Origin of the sequence: Pseudomonas sp. KCJK9058, assembly GCF_046230975.1 — a bacterium.
Classification (GTDB): Bacteria; Pseudomonadota; Gammaproteobacteria; order Pseudomonadales; family Pseudomonadaceae; genus Aquipseudomonas; species Aquipseudomonas alloputida.
On record NZ_JBJJLR010000040.1, the window covers coordinates 1 to 16491 of the forward strand.

The following is a 16491-nucleotide window of genomic DNA, read 5'->3' on the forward strand; positions in this document are numbered from 1 at the left end:
ATGTCGGTGGTCGGGTCTGCTGGCCAATCTCCACCCGCCTTTCACCGATGCTGTCGCTACCGTATTCGCGGGTAAACCCGCTCCTACATCGGATCGGTGGTGGACACATGTCGGTGGCCGGGCCTGCTGGCCAATCTCCACCCGCCTTTCACCGTTGCTGCCGCTACCGTATTCGCGGGTAAACCCGCTCCTACACAGATCGGAGGTAGACACACATCGAGGGCTGGACACAGGCCGTCGTAGGAGCGGGTTTACCCGCGAAGAGGCCGGGCCTGCTGGCCAATCTCCACCTGCCGTTCACCGTCGCCGCCGCCACCGTATTCGCGGGTAAACCCGCTCCTACGCAGATTGGTGGCGGATACACATCGAGGGTTGGACACAGGCCGCTGTAGGAGCGGGTTCACCCGCGAAAGGGCCGGTGCAAGCAAAGCAGGACCTGAAGGTGTCTATGCTTACTGCAGACCCCTCAGGAATCAAACCGATGACCCTGATCAGCCGCGAACCCTGGTGGCTAGTCCCCCCAAAGCCCGGGCAGCAAGAGCAGGACCTGCACTGGGGCTACCTGGAAATCTACGCCGACGGTCGCGCTGTGTTCGTCGACCAGCGCCCCACTGACCGGGAGCTGGCCGAGCGCAAGAGCTGCCGCAATTTCCCCGACCCCGAGCCGTGACGGCTCAGCCTTCCAGCTCGGCCAGGCGTGCTTCCAGCGCCGCAATGCGGGCTTCGAGGGCCTCGATGCGTTCTTCGGACACACTGCCGCCACTGGTGCGCGCGCCGCCTTCCTGCTGCCGTGCAGCGAGAATCGCCTCGATTTCCGCCGGATCGCCCAAGGCATGGGTGTAGCGGTCTTCACGCTGGCCGGTCTGGCGTGGCAGGTGCAAGGCCAGGCCCCGCGAGATCAGGCGCTCCAGCTGATGCTGGATCTGCTCGGTGTCGTCGAAGTCGTGCAGGCGGTTGCTACGGGTCAGCAGTTCGTTGAGGGTTTGCGGGCCCCGCAGGAACATCAGGCCCATCAGCACCAACTGCGCTGGCACCAGCTCCAGTGCCTTGTCTACCCGATGTTCCCAGCGGTCGGCACGGCTGCCCATCTGCAGGCGGGTCATGCCCTGACCTTCGAGGACGCGCAGGGCCTGGCCGACCTGGCCTTGGGTGAGGTTCATCACCGGCTCGCGGCTGGTCTTCTGGTTGCAGGCCAGAACCAGGGCATTGAGGGTCAGCGGGTAGCTTTCCGGGCTGGTGGCCTGCTTTTCGATCAGCGAGCCGAGAACGCGGACCTCGATGCTGTTGAAGCGGCCTTCACCTGCGGTTTCGTGTTCTGACATGGCCCTGTCTCGTGGCTGGGGAAAGGCCACTAGGGTAGGTAATGCGATCGCGTAAGGCAATTGGGGCCGCAAAGCGGCCCCGGCCCGCTTAGCCGTTACGCTGCTCTTCGGCCTGACACGCCGCCGCGGTGAACAGCACATCGGTTGAAGAATTCAGCGCCGTTTCGGCAGAATCCTGCAACACGCCGATGATGAAGCCCACCGCCACTACCTGCATGGCAATTTCGCTAGGGATGCCAAACAGGCTGCACGCCAGCGGAATCAGCAGCAGCGAACCCCCAGCCACGCCCGAGGCGCCGCAGGCGCACACTGCCGCCACCACGCTGAGCAGCACGGCAGTCGGCAGGTCCACCTGGATACCCAGGGTATGCACGGCGGCCAGGGTCAGCACGGTAATGGTGATCGCCGCACCGGCCATGTTGATGGTCGCGCCCAGCGGGATCGACACCGAGTAGGTGTCTTCATGCAAGCCAAGGCGTTCCGACAACGCCAGGTTCACCGGGATGTTGGCGGCCGAGCTGCGGGTGAAGAACGCGGTAATACCGCTTTCACGCAGGCACAGCAGCGTCAGCGGGTAGGGGTTGCGGCGAATCTTCCAGAACACGATCAGCGGGTTCATCACCAACGCCACGAACAGCATGCAGCCGATCAGTACCGCCAACAGGTGCAGGTAGCCGAGCAGCGCGTCCAGGCCCGACTGGGCCAGGGTGGAACTGACCAGGCCAAAGATGCCCAGCGGGGCGAAGCGGATGACCACGCGCACGATCAGGGTTACACCCGTGGACAGGTCTTCGACCACGGTACGGGTGGTTTCGCCGGCGTGGCGCAGGGCCACGCCCAAACCGATGGCCCACGTCAGCACGCCGATGAAGTTGGCATTGAGCAGGGCATTGACCGGGTTGTCTACCGCACTCAGCAGCAGGTTCTGCAGCACCTCGGTGATGCCGCCTGGCGCGCTCAGCGTGGCTTCGCTGGTGCTTAGTACCAGGTACGACGGGAACAGCATGCTGGCAACCACGGCCACCACTGCTGCGGCAAAGGTGCCCAGCAGGTACAGCCAGAGGATCGGGCGAATGTGGGTTTCCTGGCCGTGACGATGGTTGGCGACCGAAGCCATGACCAGGATGAACACCAGCACGGGCGCAACCGCCTTCAGGGCGCTGACAAACACCTTGCCAAGAAAGGCCAGGTCGCGGGCGATGGCAGGTGCCAGCAGGGCGAGGGCGATGCCGGCGAGCAGGCCGATGACGATCTGAGTCACCAGGCTGGTGCGGTTGAGGAAGCGGAGGAGAGGGGTCATGTGCAGCGGTATCTCGGAATCTGGAAAGGGCGGACTTTACCATAGAGCACCTGGTGGGCACGGCGCGCCTTGTTGCTAGTCAATCAGGCTTGGATGGCTACCAGTGAAACAACTCCCGCCGCGCCCCCTCGGTAATCGCCACGATCCCTGGGTGCTTGACCTTGCGCTCCACCGAAATGGCATAGAACGACTCGTGCACGGCCTCGGTCTGCCCGATCAGTTGCACGCCATACTGACGGCACACCTCCTCGGCGATTACGCTGGGCGCAACGAAAATGCCGCTGCCCGACTGCCCGAACGCTTGCATCAAGGCACTGTCATCGAACTCCCCCACGATCCGTGGCTGCACCTGCTGCTCGCCCAGCCATCGCAGCAAGCGGCTGCGCACCACGGTCTCCTGGCCGGGAACCAGCAGCGGAGCATCCTGCAGGCAAGCTGGAAAAGGCCCTTCAAGCCGTTGTGCCAGCGCCGGGGTGGCGAAGAAGCTCAGCCCGCACTCGCCCAGCTTTTGGCTGTAGCACTTGATGTCCAGGTGGTTAGGCATGGGGCTGTCGGAAATCACCAGGTCCAGGCGCTGAATAGCCAGGTCTGCCAGTAACCGCTCAAGTTTGTCTTCGCGGCAGTTGATGCGCAGCACCTCTTCCAGGTCCATGGTCGGTGCCAGCAGGCGGTAGACAATGGATTTGGGCACTACGTCAGCCACCCCCACACGAAACAGGATCTGCTCCTGAGGGCCGGCACGCAGCATGGCTTCGAGCTCGCTGCCGATCTGAAACATCTGCTCTGCATACACCAGGGCCTGGCGGCCGGTTTCTGTCAGTTCCAGCTGCCGGCCGGCGCGCTGGAACAGTTCCAGGCCGTAGGTTTGCTCGAACAGGGTGATCTGCCCGCTAATGGTTTGTGGTGTGAGGTTCAGCTGTTGGCTGGCGCGGGTGATGCTGCCCGTCTTGGCCACGGCCCAGAAGTAATGCAGCTGGCGATAGTTAAGCACCGTCGGTCGTCCCGATTCGTAAAAACCGAAGTATATGCCATGAAAATACGAATTTTCCTGAACTATTGCCGTCTCTAGAATGCACGGCTATCAGGCGCCATGCGCCGCCGGGTTATTTCAAGCGAGGACACCATGCTGCAACTCAAATCCATTGGCACCCCATTGGTGCTGGCTTTGGCCCTGTTCACCCTGGCAGGCTGCGACCAGGCCGAGAAATCCGCCCAGCAGATGCTCGACCAGGCCGCGCAGTCGGCCAAGCAGGCCATCGACGACACCAACAAGGCTGCCCAGCAGGCGCTGAGCGAAGCCATCGGCGGCGAAGGGCAGAAGCTCAAGGATGCCGAGAAGAAAGAAGAAACCCAGGAAATCTGACCCCAACCGCTGCTGCAGGATTTGAACAATGGAATATTTGCTGGAACTCGCCGCTAGCCCTACCGCCTGGGTTGCCCTGGCTACGCTGGTGGCCATGGAAGTTGTACTGGGCATCGACAACCTGATCTTCATCTCGATCCTGACCAACAAACTGCCGGTGGAGTACCGCTCCAAGGCGCGGCGTATCGGTATCAGCATGGCCTTGGTCATGCGGCTGGCCTTGCTCAGCACCGTGGCCTGGATCGTCCAGTTGACCGACCCGGTGTTCGAAGTGTTCGGCAACGCCTTCTCGTGGAAGGATGTGATTCTGATTGCCGGTGGTTTGTTCTTGCTGTGGAAGGCGACCAAGGAAATTCACGAAAACGTCGACCCGCATGGCGCCAAGGAGGAAGCCAAAGTCTCCTCCACGGTGACCCTGGGCTTTGCTGCGGCGATCTTCCAGATCCTGCTGCTGGACATCGTCTTCTCGGTCGACAGCATCATCACCGCCGTGGGCATGACCGAGCACCTGCCCATCATGATTATCGCCGTTATCACGGCTGTGATCGTGATGATGGTGGCCGCCGACCCGCTGGCCAACTTCATCAACGACAACCCGACCGTGGTCATGCTGGCGCTGGGCTTCCTCATCATGATCGGCATGACGCTGATCGCCGAAGGCTTTGGCGCCCATGTACCCAAGGGCTATGTGTATGCGGCCATGGCGTTCTCGACGGCTATCGAGGTCCTCAACATCCTGGCCCGCCGAGCGCGTCTGAAGCGTGAGGCGGCTGAAGGTTGATGTAAAAAGGGGCGCCTCGCGCCCCTCTTGCGGACAAGCCCGCTGCATAGGTATTCGCGTGGCACTGGCAACGCGAATACCTGTGCAGCGGGCTTGTCAGTCAGTGGGCTTCGGGAAATCCTGAGGTTAGCTCACCCCGGCATGCCGCCGCGGCCGTCTTACTGGCTGTGGCTTGGCGGGTGCCTGCGGTGGCAGGTGGTGTGCATGACGCCGCACGATACGCAGTACACCCCACAGCATGGCGGCTGCGACGCTCAGCCACATGCCTACCAGCATGAGAATTGCCATGGTCAGGCTCATCTGTGCCTCCATCTTTGCGGCAAGCGCTTGATTGGGCCGCGTTTACCTTCCAGACACTGCTTTAGTCTAGCCCTTCGTCTGTGACGTTCCATCGAACAATGGTCTATCTCTAGGGCCGATTCGCTCCAAGGCGCTGTCGGACTATACCCGCGCCGCTGTCGGACCTATGATCGGTGGCCAGAGCCGGGCGCTGCCTGCCTGGCGTTGGAACAAGCGAGTGTCCATGGAGCAACATTCCTTCAAGGCTGCCCCCCGGCGGCTACTGGCTGCCTGCCTGCTGGCTGCCACCCTGGCCGGCTGCGCCAGCGCACCGCCCGGCAACCTCAAGGGCCTGCCGCAGCGAGTCGAGATCAGCAGCGTGCCGTTCTACCGTGGCAACGCCAACCACAGCGGGGCCATGGCGCTGGCGGCAGTGCTGTCGCAGCAGGGGGCGCCTATTACGCCGGGCTTGCTGGACAAGCCGCTCAACCTGCCTCAGGGCGCCGAAACGCTGGATACCGCTATTCCCCGTGTGGCGCGGGACTACGGTAGGGTGGTGTACCCGCTGGACAAGCAACTGGACGCGCTGCTGACCCAGGTGGCAGCGGGCAACCCGGTGCTGCTGCGTTACGAGGACGGTTCGGCCTGGTGGAGCGAGCCGCGCTATGCGGTGTTGATGGGCTATGACCGTTACAAGCAGCGGGTGCTGCTGCGCTCGGGCATGCACCGGCGGCAGGTGATGGCATTCGATGAATTTGCATCGGCATGGGAGAAGCAGGGGAGTTGGGCGGTGCTGGTGCAGCCACCTCGGCAACTGCCGGCCCAGGTTGATCGCCAGCGGTGGTTGCATGCTGCGGATGAATTGGCCAAGGCCGGGCAAGAGATTGCGGCGAAGCAGGCGGTCAATAGCCTGAACGAATAGCATTGCCTGTGCCGGCTTCTTCGCCGGCAAGCCCGCGCCCACAGGATTTGTGCTTATTGCACAGTCCGTGTGGGCGCAGGTTTGCCGGCGAAGAGGCCAGGCCTGCCTGAATCAGAAGCCCAGGCGATCGCGCAGGCTGTAGTACCAGGCACCGATGGCGCTGAAGGGTACGCGCAGCATCTGGCCACCCGGGAACGGGTAGTGCGGCAGGCCGGCAAAGGCGTCGAAACGCTCTGCCTGGCCGCGCAGGGCCTCGGCCAGCACCTTGCCCGCCAGGTGGGTATAGGTCACGCCGTGGCCCGAGCAACCCTGCGAGTAGTAGATGTTGTCGCCAATCCGGCCAACCTGTGGCAGGCGCGACAAGGTCAGCAGGAAGTTACCGGTCCAGGCGTAGTCGATCTTCACGTTCTTCAGCTGCGGGAAGGCCTTGAGCATTTTCGGGCGGATGATCGCCTCGATGTTGGCCGGGTCACGCGCGCCGTACACCACGCCGCCACCGAAAATCAGGCGCTTGTCGCTGGTCAGGCGGTAGTAGTCGAGCAGGTAGTTGCAGTCCTCGACGCAGTAGTCCTGCGGCAGCAGGGTGCGTGCCAGTTCTTCGCCCAGTGGCTCGGTGGTGATCACCTGCGTGCCGCATGGCATGGACTTGGCGGCCAGCTCGGGTACCAGGTTGCCCAGGTAGGCGTTGCCGGCAACGATGATGAACTTGGCGCGGACCTTGCCCTGCGGGGTATGCACGACCGGGTTGGCACCACGTTCGATGCGCACGGCCGGGGTTTGCTCATAGATGATGCCACCCAGCGACTCGACCGCGGCAGCTTCACCCAGGGCCAGGTTCAGCGGGTGGATGTGGCCGCCGCTCATGTCGAGCATGCCGCCGATGTAGCTGTCGCAGGCAACCACTTCGCGGATGCGCTTCTGGTCCATCAGCTCCAGCTGATTATGGCCAAAGCGTTCCCACAGGCGCTTTTGCGATTCCAGGTGACCCATCTGCTTGCTGGTAAGGGCAGCGAATACGCCACCATCTTTCAGGTCGCACTGAATGTTGTACTTGGCCACGCGTTCACGAATGATGCGCCCGCCCTCGAAGGCCATGTGGCCCAGCAGTTGCGCCTGCTTGGGGCCGACGGTGCGTTCGATGACATCAATGTCGCGGCTGTAGCTGTTGACGATCTGGCCGCCGTTGCGGCCCGATGCGCCGAAGCCGACCTTGGCCGCTTCGACGATGCTCACCTTGAAGCCGTTCTCCAGAAGGAACAGGGCGCTGGACAGGCCGGTGTAGCCAGCACCGATGATGCACACATCGGTTTCCACCTCACCCTGCAGCGCCGGACGTGGCGGCACCGGGTTGGCCGAGGCGGCGTAGTAGGACTGGGGGTAGGGGGTGTTAGCCATGCTGCAGGAACCTCGTGTTTTATATTTTTAACGAATGTACCGATGCTATCAATAATAATAAACACCCGCTAGTCGTCTGGTGAAAATCCTTTACGGGGCCCCCCTCAGCCAGCCTCTCTATAAAGAGTTTAAGATTCAGTAGGTTAGCGCGAAAAAAAGTGTTGACAGGGTTTTTGTAATGCGTAGAATGCGCACCACACGACAGGCACATAGCTCAGTTGGTTAGAGCACCACCTTGACATGGTGGGGGTCGTTGGTTCGAGTCCAATTGTGCCTACCAAATCGAAAAAGGGGTGATCCGAAAGGGTCACCCCTTTTTTCATTGTCCATTGCCGCGCGAGCGGGAATACCGCGGCATGGACGCAAAGCGCTTTCATTCGAAAGTTTTTGATTTTTCTCAAAAAAAAGCTTTACAGGTGCGCATCGCACCACTAATATGCGCACCACACGACAGGCACATAGCTCAGTTGGTTAGAGCACCACCTTGACATGGTGGGGGTCGTTGGTTCGAGTCCAATTGTGCCTACCAAATCGAAAAAGGGCGATCAGAAATGATCGCCCTTTTTGCATTTGCGCCCGAAGCAGCGTGTAACGTTTGGTCGCGGTCCGGGGCATACCCGGCGTGCTAGAATCCGCCCCTTCGAATCTGGAGGTACACGCGTGCGCAAACTGGCTGTGGTAATGGCAGTGCTCGCCCTGGCGGGCTGTGAGAACGAGGTCGAGGGCGTGCACAAGCAGGTGGCCGAACACCTGCATAACCCCAAGACCGCCAAGTTCGGCAACGTGCGGATCGACACCCAGGGCACCATCTGCGGTCAGGTCCGCGGCAAGGACGATGCCGGGCAGTACGAAGCCTACCGCAGCTACGTGGCGATCAAGCGCGATGGCCAGTACGACATCATCGTTGACGATACCGGCAACAACCTGCGCATCCGTGAACTCTGCGGCGGAGCCGACCTGCAGCGCCGTGCCGAGGCGCTGGCAGACCAGCCGGCGCCCCAGGGGTGGGATGTGGAAGTGGTACAGGGCGCCAACATGGGCGCACTCAGCGATATGACGGCGCGCCTGATCGAAAAGGGCATCCCCTCTTCGGTGGAGTACCGTGACGGCAAGCCGGTGGTGCTGATGGGGCCGTTCCCCACCCGCGAAGAAGCGCAAGCGCGCAGGGATGAAGTGATGGCCAAGCTTGGTACCGATTCGGTGGTTATCCAGCACGGCGCAGCACGCTAGTGTGGTGTTTTGCAAATACGGCCAATAACTCGCGAGCGATTTTTGCGCTCAGGCAAGGCGTCGCGACGAGTCGTAGCCCAGCTACGGCGAGGAGCGACAACGCCGCATGAGCGCAAAAAGCGCCGCGAGTTATGGTCGTTATTTGTGAAACACCACACTAGAGGCTGTACGCAAAGTCTTGAGGCGCAGGTCAGGCTGTTTTCAACGCAGCATGAACAAGTATCAAGGCTTATCGTGCAGAGCCTAAGCCGGTACAGTGGCGCCGCGGCCAAGGCTTGTGTCAGGCGCTGTTCACACAAGTTTGGCTATGCTTGGGTTGGGAGATGCCAAACGGGGAGGGCCTCATGTCTACACTGGAGCGGGCCATTGCCGTGGCCGCCGGGGCGCATGAAGGGCAATACGATAAGGGTGGGGCGGCTTATATCCTCCACCCGTTACGCGTGATGATGCGGGTTTCCACACCTGAGCAGCGGATTGTGGCGGTGCTTCACGATGTGATCGAAGACACCCCGCTGACCCTGTCCGACCTGGCGCGTGAGGGCTTCGCGCTGAAAATCCTGGCTGCGTTGCTGGCGCTTAGCCGCCGCGAAGGCGAGCCTTACCAGGATTTCGTGGTGCGCCTGGGCGAAGACCCGTTGGCGCGCACCGTCAAGCTGGCCGATCTGGCCGACAACAGCGACCTCTCGCGCATCCCTTGCCCGGGCCCCGCCGACCTGGCGCGGCTGGCCCGTTATCGCCAAGCCAGTGCCTATTTACAGGCGCTGGCCTGAGGATCAACCGCACGCCTTGAGGTTGACCGGCCCCACGAACGCGTTTCCTCGCCCCATCACGCAGGCGACCTGTTGGTTGCGTTGCTGCTCCCAGGCTTGCGGCGGGTAGGTCTTGTTCCAGGCTTCGAACAGCTGGCGGTCCTGTTTGGACAGGCGCAGGTTGTACTGCTTGCTCATGTAGAAGTAGGTGCGGGCGATCATGCCGCGGATCGACGGGCGCGGCATCACCTTCTTGGCATTGAAGTCGACCTGGGTCAGGCAGCGGCCATACTGGCCGCGTTGTTCTGGTAGCCAGCCGAAGCTGAAGTTGCTGCGGTCGCCGTTGACCTCGCCGATGCTTGGCACCAGGTTGTGCAGGTCGGCTTCGGCGCGTTGGTACACTTCGTCATGCTGCGAGCACTGCTTGCGCCCGCCGCTCTGCCAGCACTGGCGCTGATGGCCGATCTGCCAGGCGGGTACGATGTGCTCCCACTCGATGCGCGACGCGCGCTGGGCGTTCTTGCGTGGGGTATAGCCGCAAGATGCCAGGTCGACCTTGTTGCCTTTGTATTTACAGCCGCAATAGAACTCGGTCGATTGCGGCGCATAGAGCTTCCAGGCGACCTTCTTGGCCTCCTGGAAGGTGCGCGGGGCGTCGGCTTGAACAAGCGGAGTGGTCAGTAACAGGCAAGCTGCTGCGAAAAGCGAAACTCTCATGCGCAGTCAATCTTCCTTCGGTACGGTCCAGAAAATCTGCACACCGCCATCGTCGCGATGGGCGAGGGTGACGTTGTCGTTTTCTGCGATCTCCTGAAGCAGGGTCTCCCAGTCATCCGGGCTTTCCTGTTCCAGGCGGAAGATCAGCGCCGCACGGCTGCGCTGGGCGGTGGGGCTGTTGATGATCTTCTGGATGCGTACACCCAGCTGTTCATAGCTGCTCGGGGTGGCGGAGGCGGTGCTGGACACAGGAGTTTCCTTGTTTTGCTGTATGTGCATACAGTATTTCACTGTAAGTAAATTCGCAACAGCTTGTCAGGGGAAATCCAGTGTTGGTCTGTAAGCCATGACACCGTTCTGAAATATAAACGATGTTCGGGTTAGAGGCAGTGCAAAGCAAAACCTCTTTTTTGTCCTGGGTATGAAGTGAGGCAGGCGGCGACTGAGGCTGCCTGCCTTCTTTGTCGCTTCAGCAGGTTGTTGCGCTGGTGGCTTTCTTCGCGGCCGTACGGATGTGGGTGCCGTACAGCGTCAGGCCAGTGAAGGCCAGGCCACCCACCAGGTTGCCCAGTACGGTGGGGATTTCGTTCCACACCAGGTAGTCCATGAGCGAGAAGTCGCCGCCCATGATCATTGCGGAAGGGAACAGGAACATGTTCACGACCGAGTGCTCGAAGCCCATGAAGAAAAACAGCATGATCGGCATCCACATGGCGATCACCTTGCCGCTCACAGAGGTGGAGATCATCGCGCCGACCACGCCCATCGACACCATCCAGTTACACAGCACGCCACGCAGGAAGATCGTCAACCAGCCTGCCAGCCCGTATTGCTCGTAACCCAGGGTGCGGGCCTCACCGATGCTGGCAATTTTCTCTCCCACGGCACCGGGGGAAGCATGGAAACCATAGGTAAAGACGAAGGCCATCATGCAGGCGACCGTAAGGGCGCCGGCGAAGTTGCCGACGAACACCAGGCCCCAGTTGCGCAGAATTCCCCTAACGGTGACCCCGGGACGTTTGTCCAGTAATGCCAGCGGGGTGAGCATGAAGACCCCAGTGAGCAGGTCGAAGCCCATAAGGTAGAGCATTGAAAAACCAACCGGAAACAGTACTGCGCCTAGCAGGGCTGAGCCTGTCTGCACTGCGATGGTTATTGCGAATACGGCCGCCAAGGCCAGAATTGCCCCGGCCATGTAGCTGCGGATCAGCGTGTCGCGAGTGGACATGTGGACCTTTGATGCGCCGGCATCGAGCATCTTGGTGACAAAATCGGTGGGTAGCAGATAAGACATGGCGGCTCCCTCAACTGCGGGTAATGGGCGGCACCTCCGGAGGGATGCCGAGGGTTGGATGGGTTTACCAGGAACGGTACGGCAAGAACTTGCCATTGAGGGTCAACAGAACCCGGTCGCCTTTGGGGTCTTCGATTCGCTCGACATGCATGGAAAAGTCGATGGCACTCATGATGCCGTCGCCAAATTTTTCCTGGATCACGTCTTTCAGGGTTGGGCCATAGACGCCCACGACTTCGTACAGTCGATAGATCAGCGGGTCTTGAGGGATGGACTTGTCCCAGCCCTTGACTGGGAAAGCGGTTAAGGTGGCGGCGACTTGATCATCCAGCTCCAATACCTCGCAAAGATGCGTTGCCACTTCCAGCGGCGCGCTGTTCATGCCGTAGCAGACCGATGCAAGCCATACCGGGGCCTTGCCCACTGCGTTGGCAAGATCATCCCAGCTCAGGCCCTTGCGTGCTTTCGCGGCCATGATCAGGTGATGCATTTCAAGTTTGTCCATTATTTCTGCTCCCGCAGTTTGGTTTAAGGTGAACACACCCATAGCGAGAGATGTGCCAATCTCCATTATTTTTTAACTATCTGATTTTATTAGTTTATTTTTTATTGATAGCGAATTGGATTGACGAAATTTCGTGAATTACGAACTCTCGTAATATTGTTTACGAAATTTCGTGAAAATCGGCTGAAGGATATGCATCTGTGACAGACGCCGTCGCCCTCGGAGTCGCTGCCGACTCCACCGTTGCCATGCTGTTAATCCACCCGGTAGATGATCGGGTACTGCAAGCCAACACCGCCGCGCTTGATTTACTGGGCTGCGCTGCAAATGAGCTGCCCGGTCATGCCTTTAGCCATTTTCTGCGAGGGGGAATCGCACTGTGGGTGAGCTTTACGGATGAGGTGCTGACTCAAGGCGAAGCGTGGTCGGACGACCTGCTGCTGGTGGATCTGCAACTGCGGCAAATAGCGGTGGAGGTTTCGGCTAGCGCGGTTGAGGGCGGGAAAATTGTACTGGCGGTGCAGCGCCGCGACCTTCTGGAGCAGCGCCGTAACCGGGCTGAGGCGCGCCGCCAACACCGTTTGGGCCACGTGGGGTGGGAGCGGATCAGCCAGGTGTTCGAGCGCATCCAGCAGCAAAACCGGCTGATTCTTGGTGCAGTTGGCGAGGGCATCTATGGGCTCGATACCCGGGGCCAGACCACGTTCATCAACCCCGCCGCCGAGCGTATTCTGGGGTGGAGTGCCGTCGACATGATTGGCCAGGATGCCCACCATTTGTTCCACCACAGCCATAGCGACGGACGTGCGTTCGAGGTCAATCAGTGCCCCATCCATGCTTCGTTCAGCGATGGACAAATTCATCGCGTGGACCACGAGGTGTTCTGGCACAAGAGCGGCGAACCAATCGCCGTCGAGTACACCAGCACTCCAATCTTCGAGATGGGAAGGCTGGTGGGGGCGGTGGTGTTGTTCCGGGACATCCGCGAACGACAGCGCACTGAAGCGCGCCTGCGCGATGCGCTAAGTGAAGTAGAGCAGTTGAAGACTCGGCTGGAGATGGAAAACCAATACCTGCAGGAGGAAATCAACGCCCACGGCAATCACCACGAGATCGTCGGCGAAAGCCCAGCGGTCAAGCATCTGTTACAGCAGATCGACCTGGTCGCAGCTACCGACGCCAACGTGTTGGTCACCGGCGAGTCAGGCACGGGTAAAGAGCTTGTGGCTCGCGCGATTCATGCCAGCAGCCCCCGGCGCGACCGCCCTCTGATTCGGGTCAATTGCGCCGCGGTACCCCGTGAGTTGTTCGAGAGCGAGTTCTTCGGCCACCTCAAAGGGGCCTTCACCGGAGCGGTCAGCAACCGAGTGGGTCGCTTTGAGTTGGCAGACGGCGGAACCTTGTTTCTCGATGAGGTGGGAGAGATTCCGCTGGAGTTACAAAGCAAGTTGCTCCGTGTTCTACAGGACCGCCAGTTTGAGCCTGTAGGCGACAATCGCACCAGGGCCGTTGATGTGCGAGTTATCGCCGCAACGAACCGTGACCTGCGCGATATGGTCGCCCGAGGGGCGTTCCGGGAAGATTTATACTTCCGCTTGAATGTGTTCCCTATACGCTCGGTGCCCCTGCGGGAGCGACTTGAGGACATTCCGTTGCTCGCCAGCCATTTTCTTGAAAGGGCTAGCCTGGCGTTTAACAAACCGGGCATTCGCATGTCGCTGACCCAAGTCGCGGTGCTTCAGCAGTACGCCTGGCCAGGCAACATTCGCGAGCTTCAAAATGTGATTGAGCGACAGACCATCGTCTCCCGAGACGGTCGCGTGAGCTTTCATGAGGTTCTGGCGCCAAACGGCCCGTCCAGTGGCCCAGTATCTTCAATTGCACAATGCCAGCCTGAGCCGACTGCCGACAAAGACTGGGAGCGGCAGATGAAGCTGAATGCGATCTCTGTGCTCAAACGAACAGCAGGGAAAGTCTCCGGCGAGGGTGGTGCTGCGCAATTGCTGGGGTTGAAGCCCACAACCTTGGCGTCTCGACTCAAGAAGTGGGGCGTTGATCCGAGAGATTACAAATAGAGCCGCTTGCGCAAGCCAGAGAAGAAACCCACTGATGCGAGCCCCAGTTGAATGGCGGCCGGGCGGGATTGATCTGGAAGGGAAGAATGGCCGGTGATGTGGGGCACCGGCCATGGGTGGTTGATCAGTACTCCCAGAAGATGCGTTGCAGCTCTTTGCTGTCCTGGGTCTTGGTCATTGCCACCATCGCCAGGATCCGCGCTTTTTGCGGGTTCAGGTCGTGAGCCACGACCCAGTCGTTCTTGTCATCCGGCTGTTCGGCGTTACGCAGTACGAAACCACCCTGGTTGACATGCGACGAGCGGATGATCTGCACGCCGTTCTTGCGCAGTTCTTGCAGCGCCGGGACTACCCGCGACGATACCGAACCGTTGCCGGTACCGGCATGGATCAGCGCCTTGGCGCCGTTCTGTGCCAGCGCCTTGTAGGCGGTGTCGGTGACGTTGCCATAGCCATAGGCAATGTCCACCTGCGGCAGGCTGCTGATCTGCTTGATATCGAACTCGGAATTGACCGTATGGCGCTTGGCCGGCAGGCGGAACCAGTACGATTTGCCTTCCACCACCATGCCCATCGGGCCCCAGGCGCTCTTGAAGGCTTCGGTCTTGATGTTGACCGCCTTGCTTACATCGCGGCCGGACTGGATCTCGTCGTTCATGGTCACCAGCACGCCCTTGCCACGCGACTGCTTGTCGCTGGCTACGGCCACGGCGTTGTACAGGTTGAGCATGCCGTCGGCGGACATGGCGGTACCCGGACGCATCGAGCCGACCACCACGATTGGCTTGTCGGTCTTCTCTACCAGGTTGAGGAAGTAGGCGGTTTCTTCGAGGGTGTCGGTGCCATGGGTGATGACGATGCCGTCCACGTCCTTGCTTTCGGCCAGCTCGGCGACGCGCTTGCCCAGCTTCAGCAGGTCGTCATTGCTGATGCTCTCGGAGGCGATCTGCATCACTTGCTCGCCGCGTACGTTGGCGATGTCGGCCAGTTCTGGCACGCCGGCGATGAGCTTGTCGACGCCCAGCTTGGCAGCCTGGTAAGTGGCGCTGTTGGCTGCGCTGGCGCCGGCGCCGGCAATGGTGCCGCCGGTGGCGAGGATGACCACGTTGGCCAGCTTCTGTTGGGTTTCGGCTTCTTTGGCCGAGGCGCTGGATGGCAGGATCAGCAGCAGGGCGAGTGCGCTGGGGGCGAAGGTTTTGAGTGCGGCATTCATCGTTATTGTTCTCGCTTCCTAGTGAGATAGTTATTGAGTCGCGCAGGGCTATAGGCATTTTTCGTACCAAGGCACCACGCGTTGCCTGGGTTGGAGTGGCCGTGCTTTGCAATGGGCTGTGTAGCAGCCCCGACAATGTGTGGTGTTGCACCGAACCGCGCCTGCCAAAGGCAGCATTGCATTCGTAATTCCGAACAAATAAAGGAAAAGGTGTTCGGGTTTTCGGAAAAGCCTGCATAATCGGCCCCAGCAGCACTTTGGCCTCCGAAAGCCAAACGGATTTGACAAACAACGGTCCTGTTACCATAGTTGGTCAACGCAAACGTTTGCGATCCGATAAAAAACACAAGATTCGGAGTCATCGTTCATGAAGCTGCCGTTCCCCGGTCGTCTGCTGGCCCTCGCTGTCATTTCCTCGCTTAGCCTCGCCTTGCCATTGTCTGCTGTCCACGCTGAAGACAAGCCCAAGGTCGCCCTTGTCATGAAGTCGCTGGCCAACGAGTTCTTCCGCACCATGGAAGATGGCGCCAAGGACTACCAGAAAACCCACGCCGACGAGTTCGACCTGATCGCCAACGGCATCAAGAACGAGACCGACACTGGCGAGCAGATCCGCATCGTCGAGCAGATGGTCAATGCCGGCGCCAAGGCGCTGGTGATTGCCCCGGCTGACTCGAAAGCACTTGTGTCGGCGGTGAAGAAGGCCATGGACCAGGGCGTGGTGGTGATCAACATCGACAACCGTCTGGACCCTGACTTGCTCAAGAGCAAAGGCATCAGCGTTCCCTTCGTCGGCCCCGACAACCGCAAGGGCGCCCGCCTGGTTGGCGATTACCTGGCCAGCCAGAAGCTCAAGGCCGGCGACCAGGTGGGCATTATCGAAGGCGTGCCGACCACCACCAATGCCCAGCAGCGTACCGCCGGCTTCAAGGACGCCATGGACGCCGCGCAGATGAACATCGTCTCGGTACAAAGCGGCAATTGGGAGATCGACAAAGGCAACGCCGTCGCCGCCTCCATGCTCAACGAATACCCCGACCTGAAGGCCTTGCTGGCCGGCAACGACAGCATGGCCCTGGGCGCTGTGTCCGCCGTGCGTGCCGCTGGCAAGGCCGGCCAGGTGCAAGTGGTGGGCTACGACAACATCAAAGCCATCAAGCCAATGCTTGCCGATGGACGCGTGCTTGCCACCCTCGACCAGGCCGCCAGCCAACAGGCGGTGTATGGCATTCAGGCGGCGCTGAAAATGGTCAAGGGCGAAAAGCCTGATGTGGATGCCGACAACGTCATCCAGACCCCGGTCGAACTCATCACCAAGAAGCCCTGATGCTGCCAGGAGAATCGGC

At 60.5% G+C, this 16491-nt stretch carries 18 protein-coding genes and 2 tRNA genes; 10 read left to right on the forward strand and 10 right to left on the reverse strand.

Features of this window, described 5'->3' with window-relative positions; translation table 11 throughout:
- Positions 1–481: 481 nt before the first annotated feature.
- Positions 482–670 (forward strand): hypothetical protein, encoded by a 189-nt coding sequence (locus ACK59Z_RS19365; RefSeq protein WP_003250541.1) that lies wholly within the window; start codon positions 482–484, stop codon positions 668–670.
- 4 nt (positions 671–674) lie between these two features.
- Here ACK59Z_RS19365 and ACK59Z_RS19370 read toward each other — a convergent pair whose 3' ends face one another.
- From ACK59Z_RS19370 to nhaR, 3 genes are all read right to left on the reverse strand, one after another.
- On the reverse strand, positions 675–1322 hold the full coding sequence (locus ACK59Z_RS19370; RefSeq protein WP_003250542.1) for a YceH family protein: 648 nt from the start codon (positions 1320–1322) through the stop codon (positions 675–677).
- A gap of 88 nt (positions 1323–1410) precedes the next feature.
- The gene (sstT, locus tag ACK59Z_RS19375; protein ID WP_003250545.1) at positions 1411–2622 is read right to left on the reverse strand and encodes a serine/threonine transporter SstT; all 1212 of its coding nucleotides are present in this window, start codon (positions 2620–2622) and stop codon (positions 1411–1413) included.
- 97 nt (positions 2623–2719) lie between these two features.
- Positions 2720–3613, reverse strand: coding sequence for a transcriptional activator NhaR (gene nhaR, locus ACK59Z_RS19380; RefSeq protein WP_003250547.1), 894 nt, complete (start codon positions 3611–3613; stop codon positions 2720–2722).
- A 132-nt stretch (positions 3614–3745) separates the two neighbouring features.
- On the opposite strand from nhaR, the gene ACK59Z_RS19385 reads away from it, so the two are divergent.
- Together ACK59Z_RS19385 and ACK59Z_RS19390 are read left to right on the forward strand one after the other, a co-directional pair.
- Positions 3746–3985: a hypothetical protein gene (locus ACK59Z_RS19385; RefSeq protein ID WP_409293571.1), complete on the forward strand. Its 240-nt coding sequence runs from the start codon at positions 3746–3748 to the stop codon at positions 3983–3985.
- 28 nt (positions 3986–4013) lie between these two features.
- Positions 4014–4766, forward strand: coding sequence for a TerC family protein (locus ACK59Z_RS19390; protein ID WP_003250551.1), 753 nt, complete (start codon positions 4014–4016; stop codon positions 4764–4766).
- 126 nt (positions 4767–4892) lie between these two features.
- On the opposite strand, the gene ACK59Z_RS19395 is transcribed toward ACK59Z_RS19390, so the two are convergent.
- Positions 4893–5066, reverse strand: coding sequence for a hypothetical protein (locus tag ACK59Z_RS19395; RefSeq protein WP_003250553.1), 174 nt, complete (start codon positions 5064–5066; stop codon positions 4893–4895).
- Between the two features lie 166 nt (positions 5067–5232).
- On the opposite strand from ACK59Z_RS19395, the gene ACK59Z_RS19400 reads away from it, so the two are divergent.
- The gene (locus ACK59Z_RS19400) at positions 5233–5967 is read left to right on the forward strand and encodes a peptidase C39 family protein (protein ID WP_003250555.1); all 735 of its coding nucleotides are present in this window, start codon (positions 5233–5235) and stop codon (positions 5965–5967) included.
- A gap of 111 nt (positions 5968–6078) precedes the next feature.
- Here the strand turns inward: ACK59Z_RS19400 and ACK59Z_RS19405 are convergent, their stop codons facing one another.
- Positions 6079–7362 (reverse strand): FAD-binding oxidoreductase, encoded by a 1284-nt coding sequence (locus ACK59Z_RS19405; protein WP_003250557.1) that lies wholly within the window; start codon positions 7360–7362, stop codon positions 6079–6081.
- A gap of 203 nt (positions 7363–7565) precedes the next feature.
- On the opposite strand from ACK59Z_RS19405, the gene ACK59Z_RS19410 reads away from it, so the two are divergent.
- The 4 genes from ACK59Z_RS19410 to ACK59Z_RS19425 all read left to right on the forward strand — a co-directional run bounded on the left by ACK59Z_RS19410 (position 7566) and on the right by ACK59Z_RS19425 (position 9362).
- Positions 7566–7642 (forward strand) — tRNA-Val (locus ACK59Z_RS19410).
- A 172-nt stretch (positions 7643–7814) separates the two neighbouring features.
- Positions 7815–7891: transfer RNA gene (locus ACK59Z_RS19415), tRNA-Val, on the forward strand.
- A 131-nt stretch (positions 7892–8022) separates the two neighbouring features.
- Positions 8023–8592: an SPOR domain-containing protein gene (locus ACK59Z_RS19420; protein WP_003250559.1), complete on the forward strand. Its 570-nt coding sequence runs from the start codon at positions 8023–8025 to the stop codon at positions 8590–8592.
- Positions 8593–8936: 344 nt separating this feature from the next.
- The gene (locus tag ACK59Z_RS19425) at positions 8937–9362 is read left to right on the forward strand and encodes a GTP pyrophosphokinase (RefSeq protein ID WP_409293572.1); all 426 of its coding nucleotides are present in this window, start codon (positions 8937–8939) and stop codon (positions 9360–9362) included.
- 3 nt (positions 9363–9365) lie between these two features.
- On the opposite strand, the gene ACK59Z_RS19430 is transcribed toward ACK59Z_RS19425, so the two are convergent.
- The 4 genes from ACK59Z_RS19430 to cynS all read right to left on the reverse strand — a co-directional run bounded on the left by ACK59Z_RS19430 (position 9366) and on the right by cynS (position 11857).
- Positions 9366–10058: an endonuclease gene (locus tag ACK59Z_RS19430; RefSeq protein ID WP_409293573.1), complete on the reverse strand. Its 693-nt coding sequence runs from the start codon at positions 10056–10058 to the stop codon at positions 9366–9368.
- Positions 10059–10064: 6 nt separating this feature from the next.
- Positions 10065–10307 (reverse strand): DUF1654 domain-containing protein, encoded by a 243-nt coding sequence (locus ACK59Z_RS19435; RefSeq protein ID WP_004574330.1) that lies wholly within the window; start codon positions 10305–10307, stop codon positions 10065–10067.
- A 220-nt stretch (positions 10308–10527) separates the two neighbouring features.
- A complete protein-coding gene (locus ACK59Z_RS19440) occupies positions 10528–11352 on the reverse strand; it encodes a formate/nitrite transporter family protein (RefSeq protein WP_108191401.1) in 825 nt (274 codons plus the stop codon).
- Between the two features lie 64 nt (positions 11353–11416).
- Positions 11417–11857, reverse strand: coding sequence for a cyanase (gene cynS, locus ACK59Z_RS19445; RefSeq protein ID WP_003250631.1), 441 nt, complete (start codon positions 11855–11857; stop codon positions 11417–11419).
- A 200-nt stretch (positions 11858–12057) separates the two neighbouring features.
- Between cynS and ACK59Z_RS19450 the strand changes: the two genes are divergently transcribed.
- The gene (locus ACK59Z_RS19450; RefSeq protein ID WP_409293574.1) at positions 12058–13932 is read left to right on the forward strand and encodes a sigma 54-interacting transcriptional regulator; all 1875 of its coding nucleotides are present in this window, start codon (positions 12058–12060) and stop codon (positions 13930–13932) included.
- A gap of 124 nt (positions 13933–14056) precedes the next feature.
- On the opposite strand, the gene ACK59Z_RS19455 is transcribed toward ACK59Z_RS19450, so the two are convergent.
- On the reverse strand, positions 14057–15145 hold the full coding sequence (locus ACK59Z_RS19455; protein ID WP_003250634.1) for an asparaginase: 1089 nt from the start codon (positions 15143–15145) through the stop codon (positions 14057–14059).
- Positions 15146–15512: 367 nt separating this feature from the next.
- Between ACK59Z_RS19455 and ACK59Z_RS19460 the strand changes: the two genes are divergently transcribed.
- A complete protein-coding gene (locus ACK59Z_RS19460; RefSeq protein ID WP_108191403.1) occupies positions 15513–16472 on the forward strand; it encodes a sugar ABC transporter substrate-binding protein in 960 nt (319 codons plus the stop codon).
- Positions 16473–16491 lie beyond the last annotated feature (19 nt).

What these genes read in the sequence shown, in the direction of transcription:
- ACK59Z_RS19365 (WP_003250541.1), top strand. Translation starts at nt 482, where the DNA reads ATGACCCTGATCAGCCGCGAACCCTGGTGGCTAGTCCCCCCAAAGCCC.
- ACK59Z_RS19370 (WP_003250542.1), bottom strand. Translation starts at nt 1,322, where the DNA reads ATGTCAGAACACGAAACCGCAGGTGAAGGCCGCTTCAACAGCATCGAG.
- sstT (WP_003250545.1), bottom strand. Translation starts at nt 2,622, where the DNA reads ATGACCCCTCTCCTCCGCTTCCTCAACCGCACCAGCCTGGTGACTCAG.
- ACK59Z_RS19385 (WP_409293571.1), top strand. Translation starts at nt 3,746, where the DNA reads ATGCTGCAACTCAAATCCATTGGCACCCCATTGGTGCTGGCTTTGGCC.
- ACK59Z_RS19390 (WP_003250551.1), top strand. Translation starts at nt 4,014, where the DNA reads ATGGAATATTTGCTGGAACTCGCCGCTAGCCCTACCGCCTGGGTTGCC.
- ACK59Z_RS19395 (WP_003250553.1), bottom strand. Translation starts at nt 5,066, where the DNA reads ATGAGCCTGACCATGGCAATTCTCATGCTGGTAGGCATGTGGCTGAGC.
- ACK59Z_RS19400 (WP_003250555.1), top strand. Translation starts at nt 5,233, where the DNA reads ATGATCGGTGGCCAGAGCCGGGCGCTGCCTGCCTGGCGTTGGAACAAG.
- ACK59Z_RS19405 (WP_003250557.1), bottom strand. Translation starts at nt 7,362, where the DNA reads ATGGCTAACACCCCCTACCCCCAGTCCTACTACGCCGCCTCGGCCAAC.
- ACK59Z_RS19425 (WP_409293572.1), top strand. Translation starts at nt 8,937, where the DNA reads ATGTCTACACTGGAGCGGGCCATTGCCGTGGCCGCCGGGGCGCATGAA.
- ACK59Z_RS19430 (WP_409293573.1), bottom strand. Translation starts at nt 10,058, where the DNA reads ATGAGAGTTTCGCTTTTCGCAGCAGCTTGCCTGTTACTGACCACTCCG.
- ACK59Z_RS19440 (WP_108191401.1), bottom strand. Translation starts at nt 11,352, where the DNA reads ATGTCTTATCTGCTACCCACCGATTTTGTCACCAAGATGCTCGATGCC.
- cynS (WP_003250631.1), bottom strand. Translation starts at nt 11,857, where the DNA reads ATGGACAAACTTGAAATGCATCACCTGATCATGGCCGCGAAAGCACGC.
- ACK59Z_RS19455 (WP_003250634.1), bottom strand. Translation starts at nt 15,145, where the DNA reads ATGAATGCCGCACTCAAAACCTTCGCCCCCAGCGCACTCGCCCTGCTG.
- ACK59Z_RS19460 (WP_108191403.1), top strand. Translation starts at nt 15,513, where the DNA reads ATGAAGCTGCCGTTCCCCGGTCGTCTGCTGGCCCTCGCTGTCATTTCC.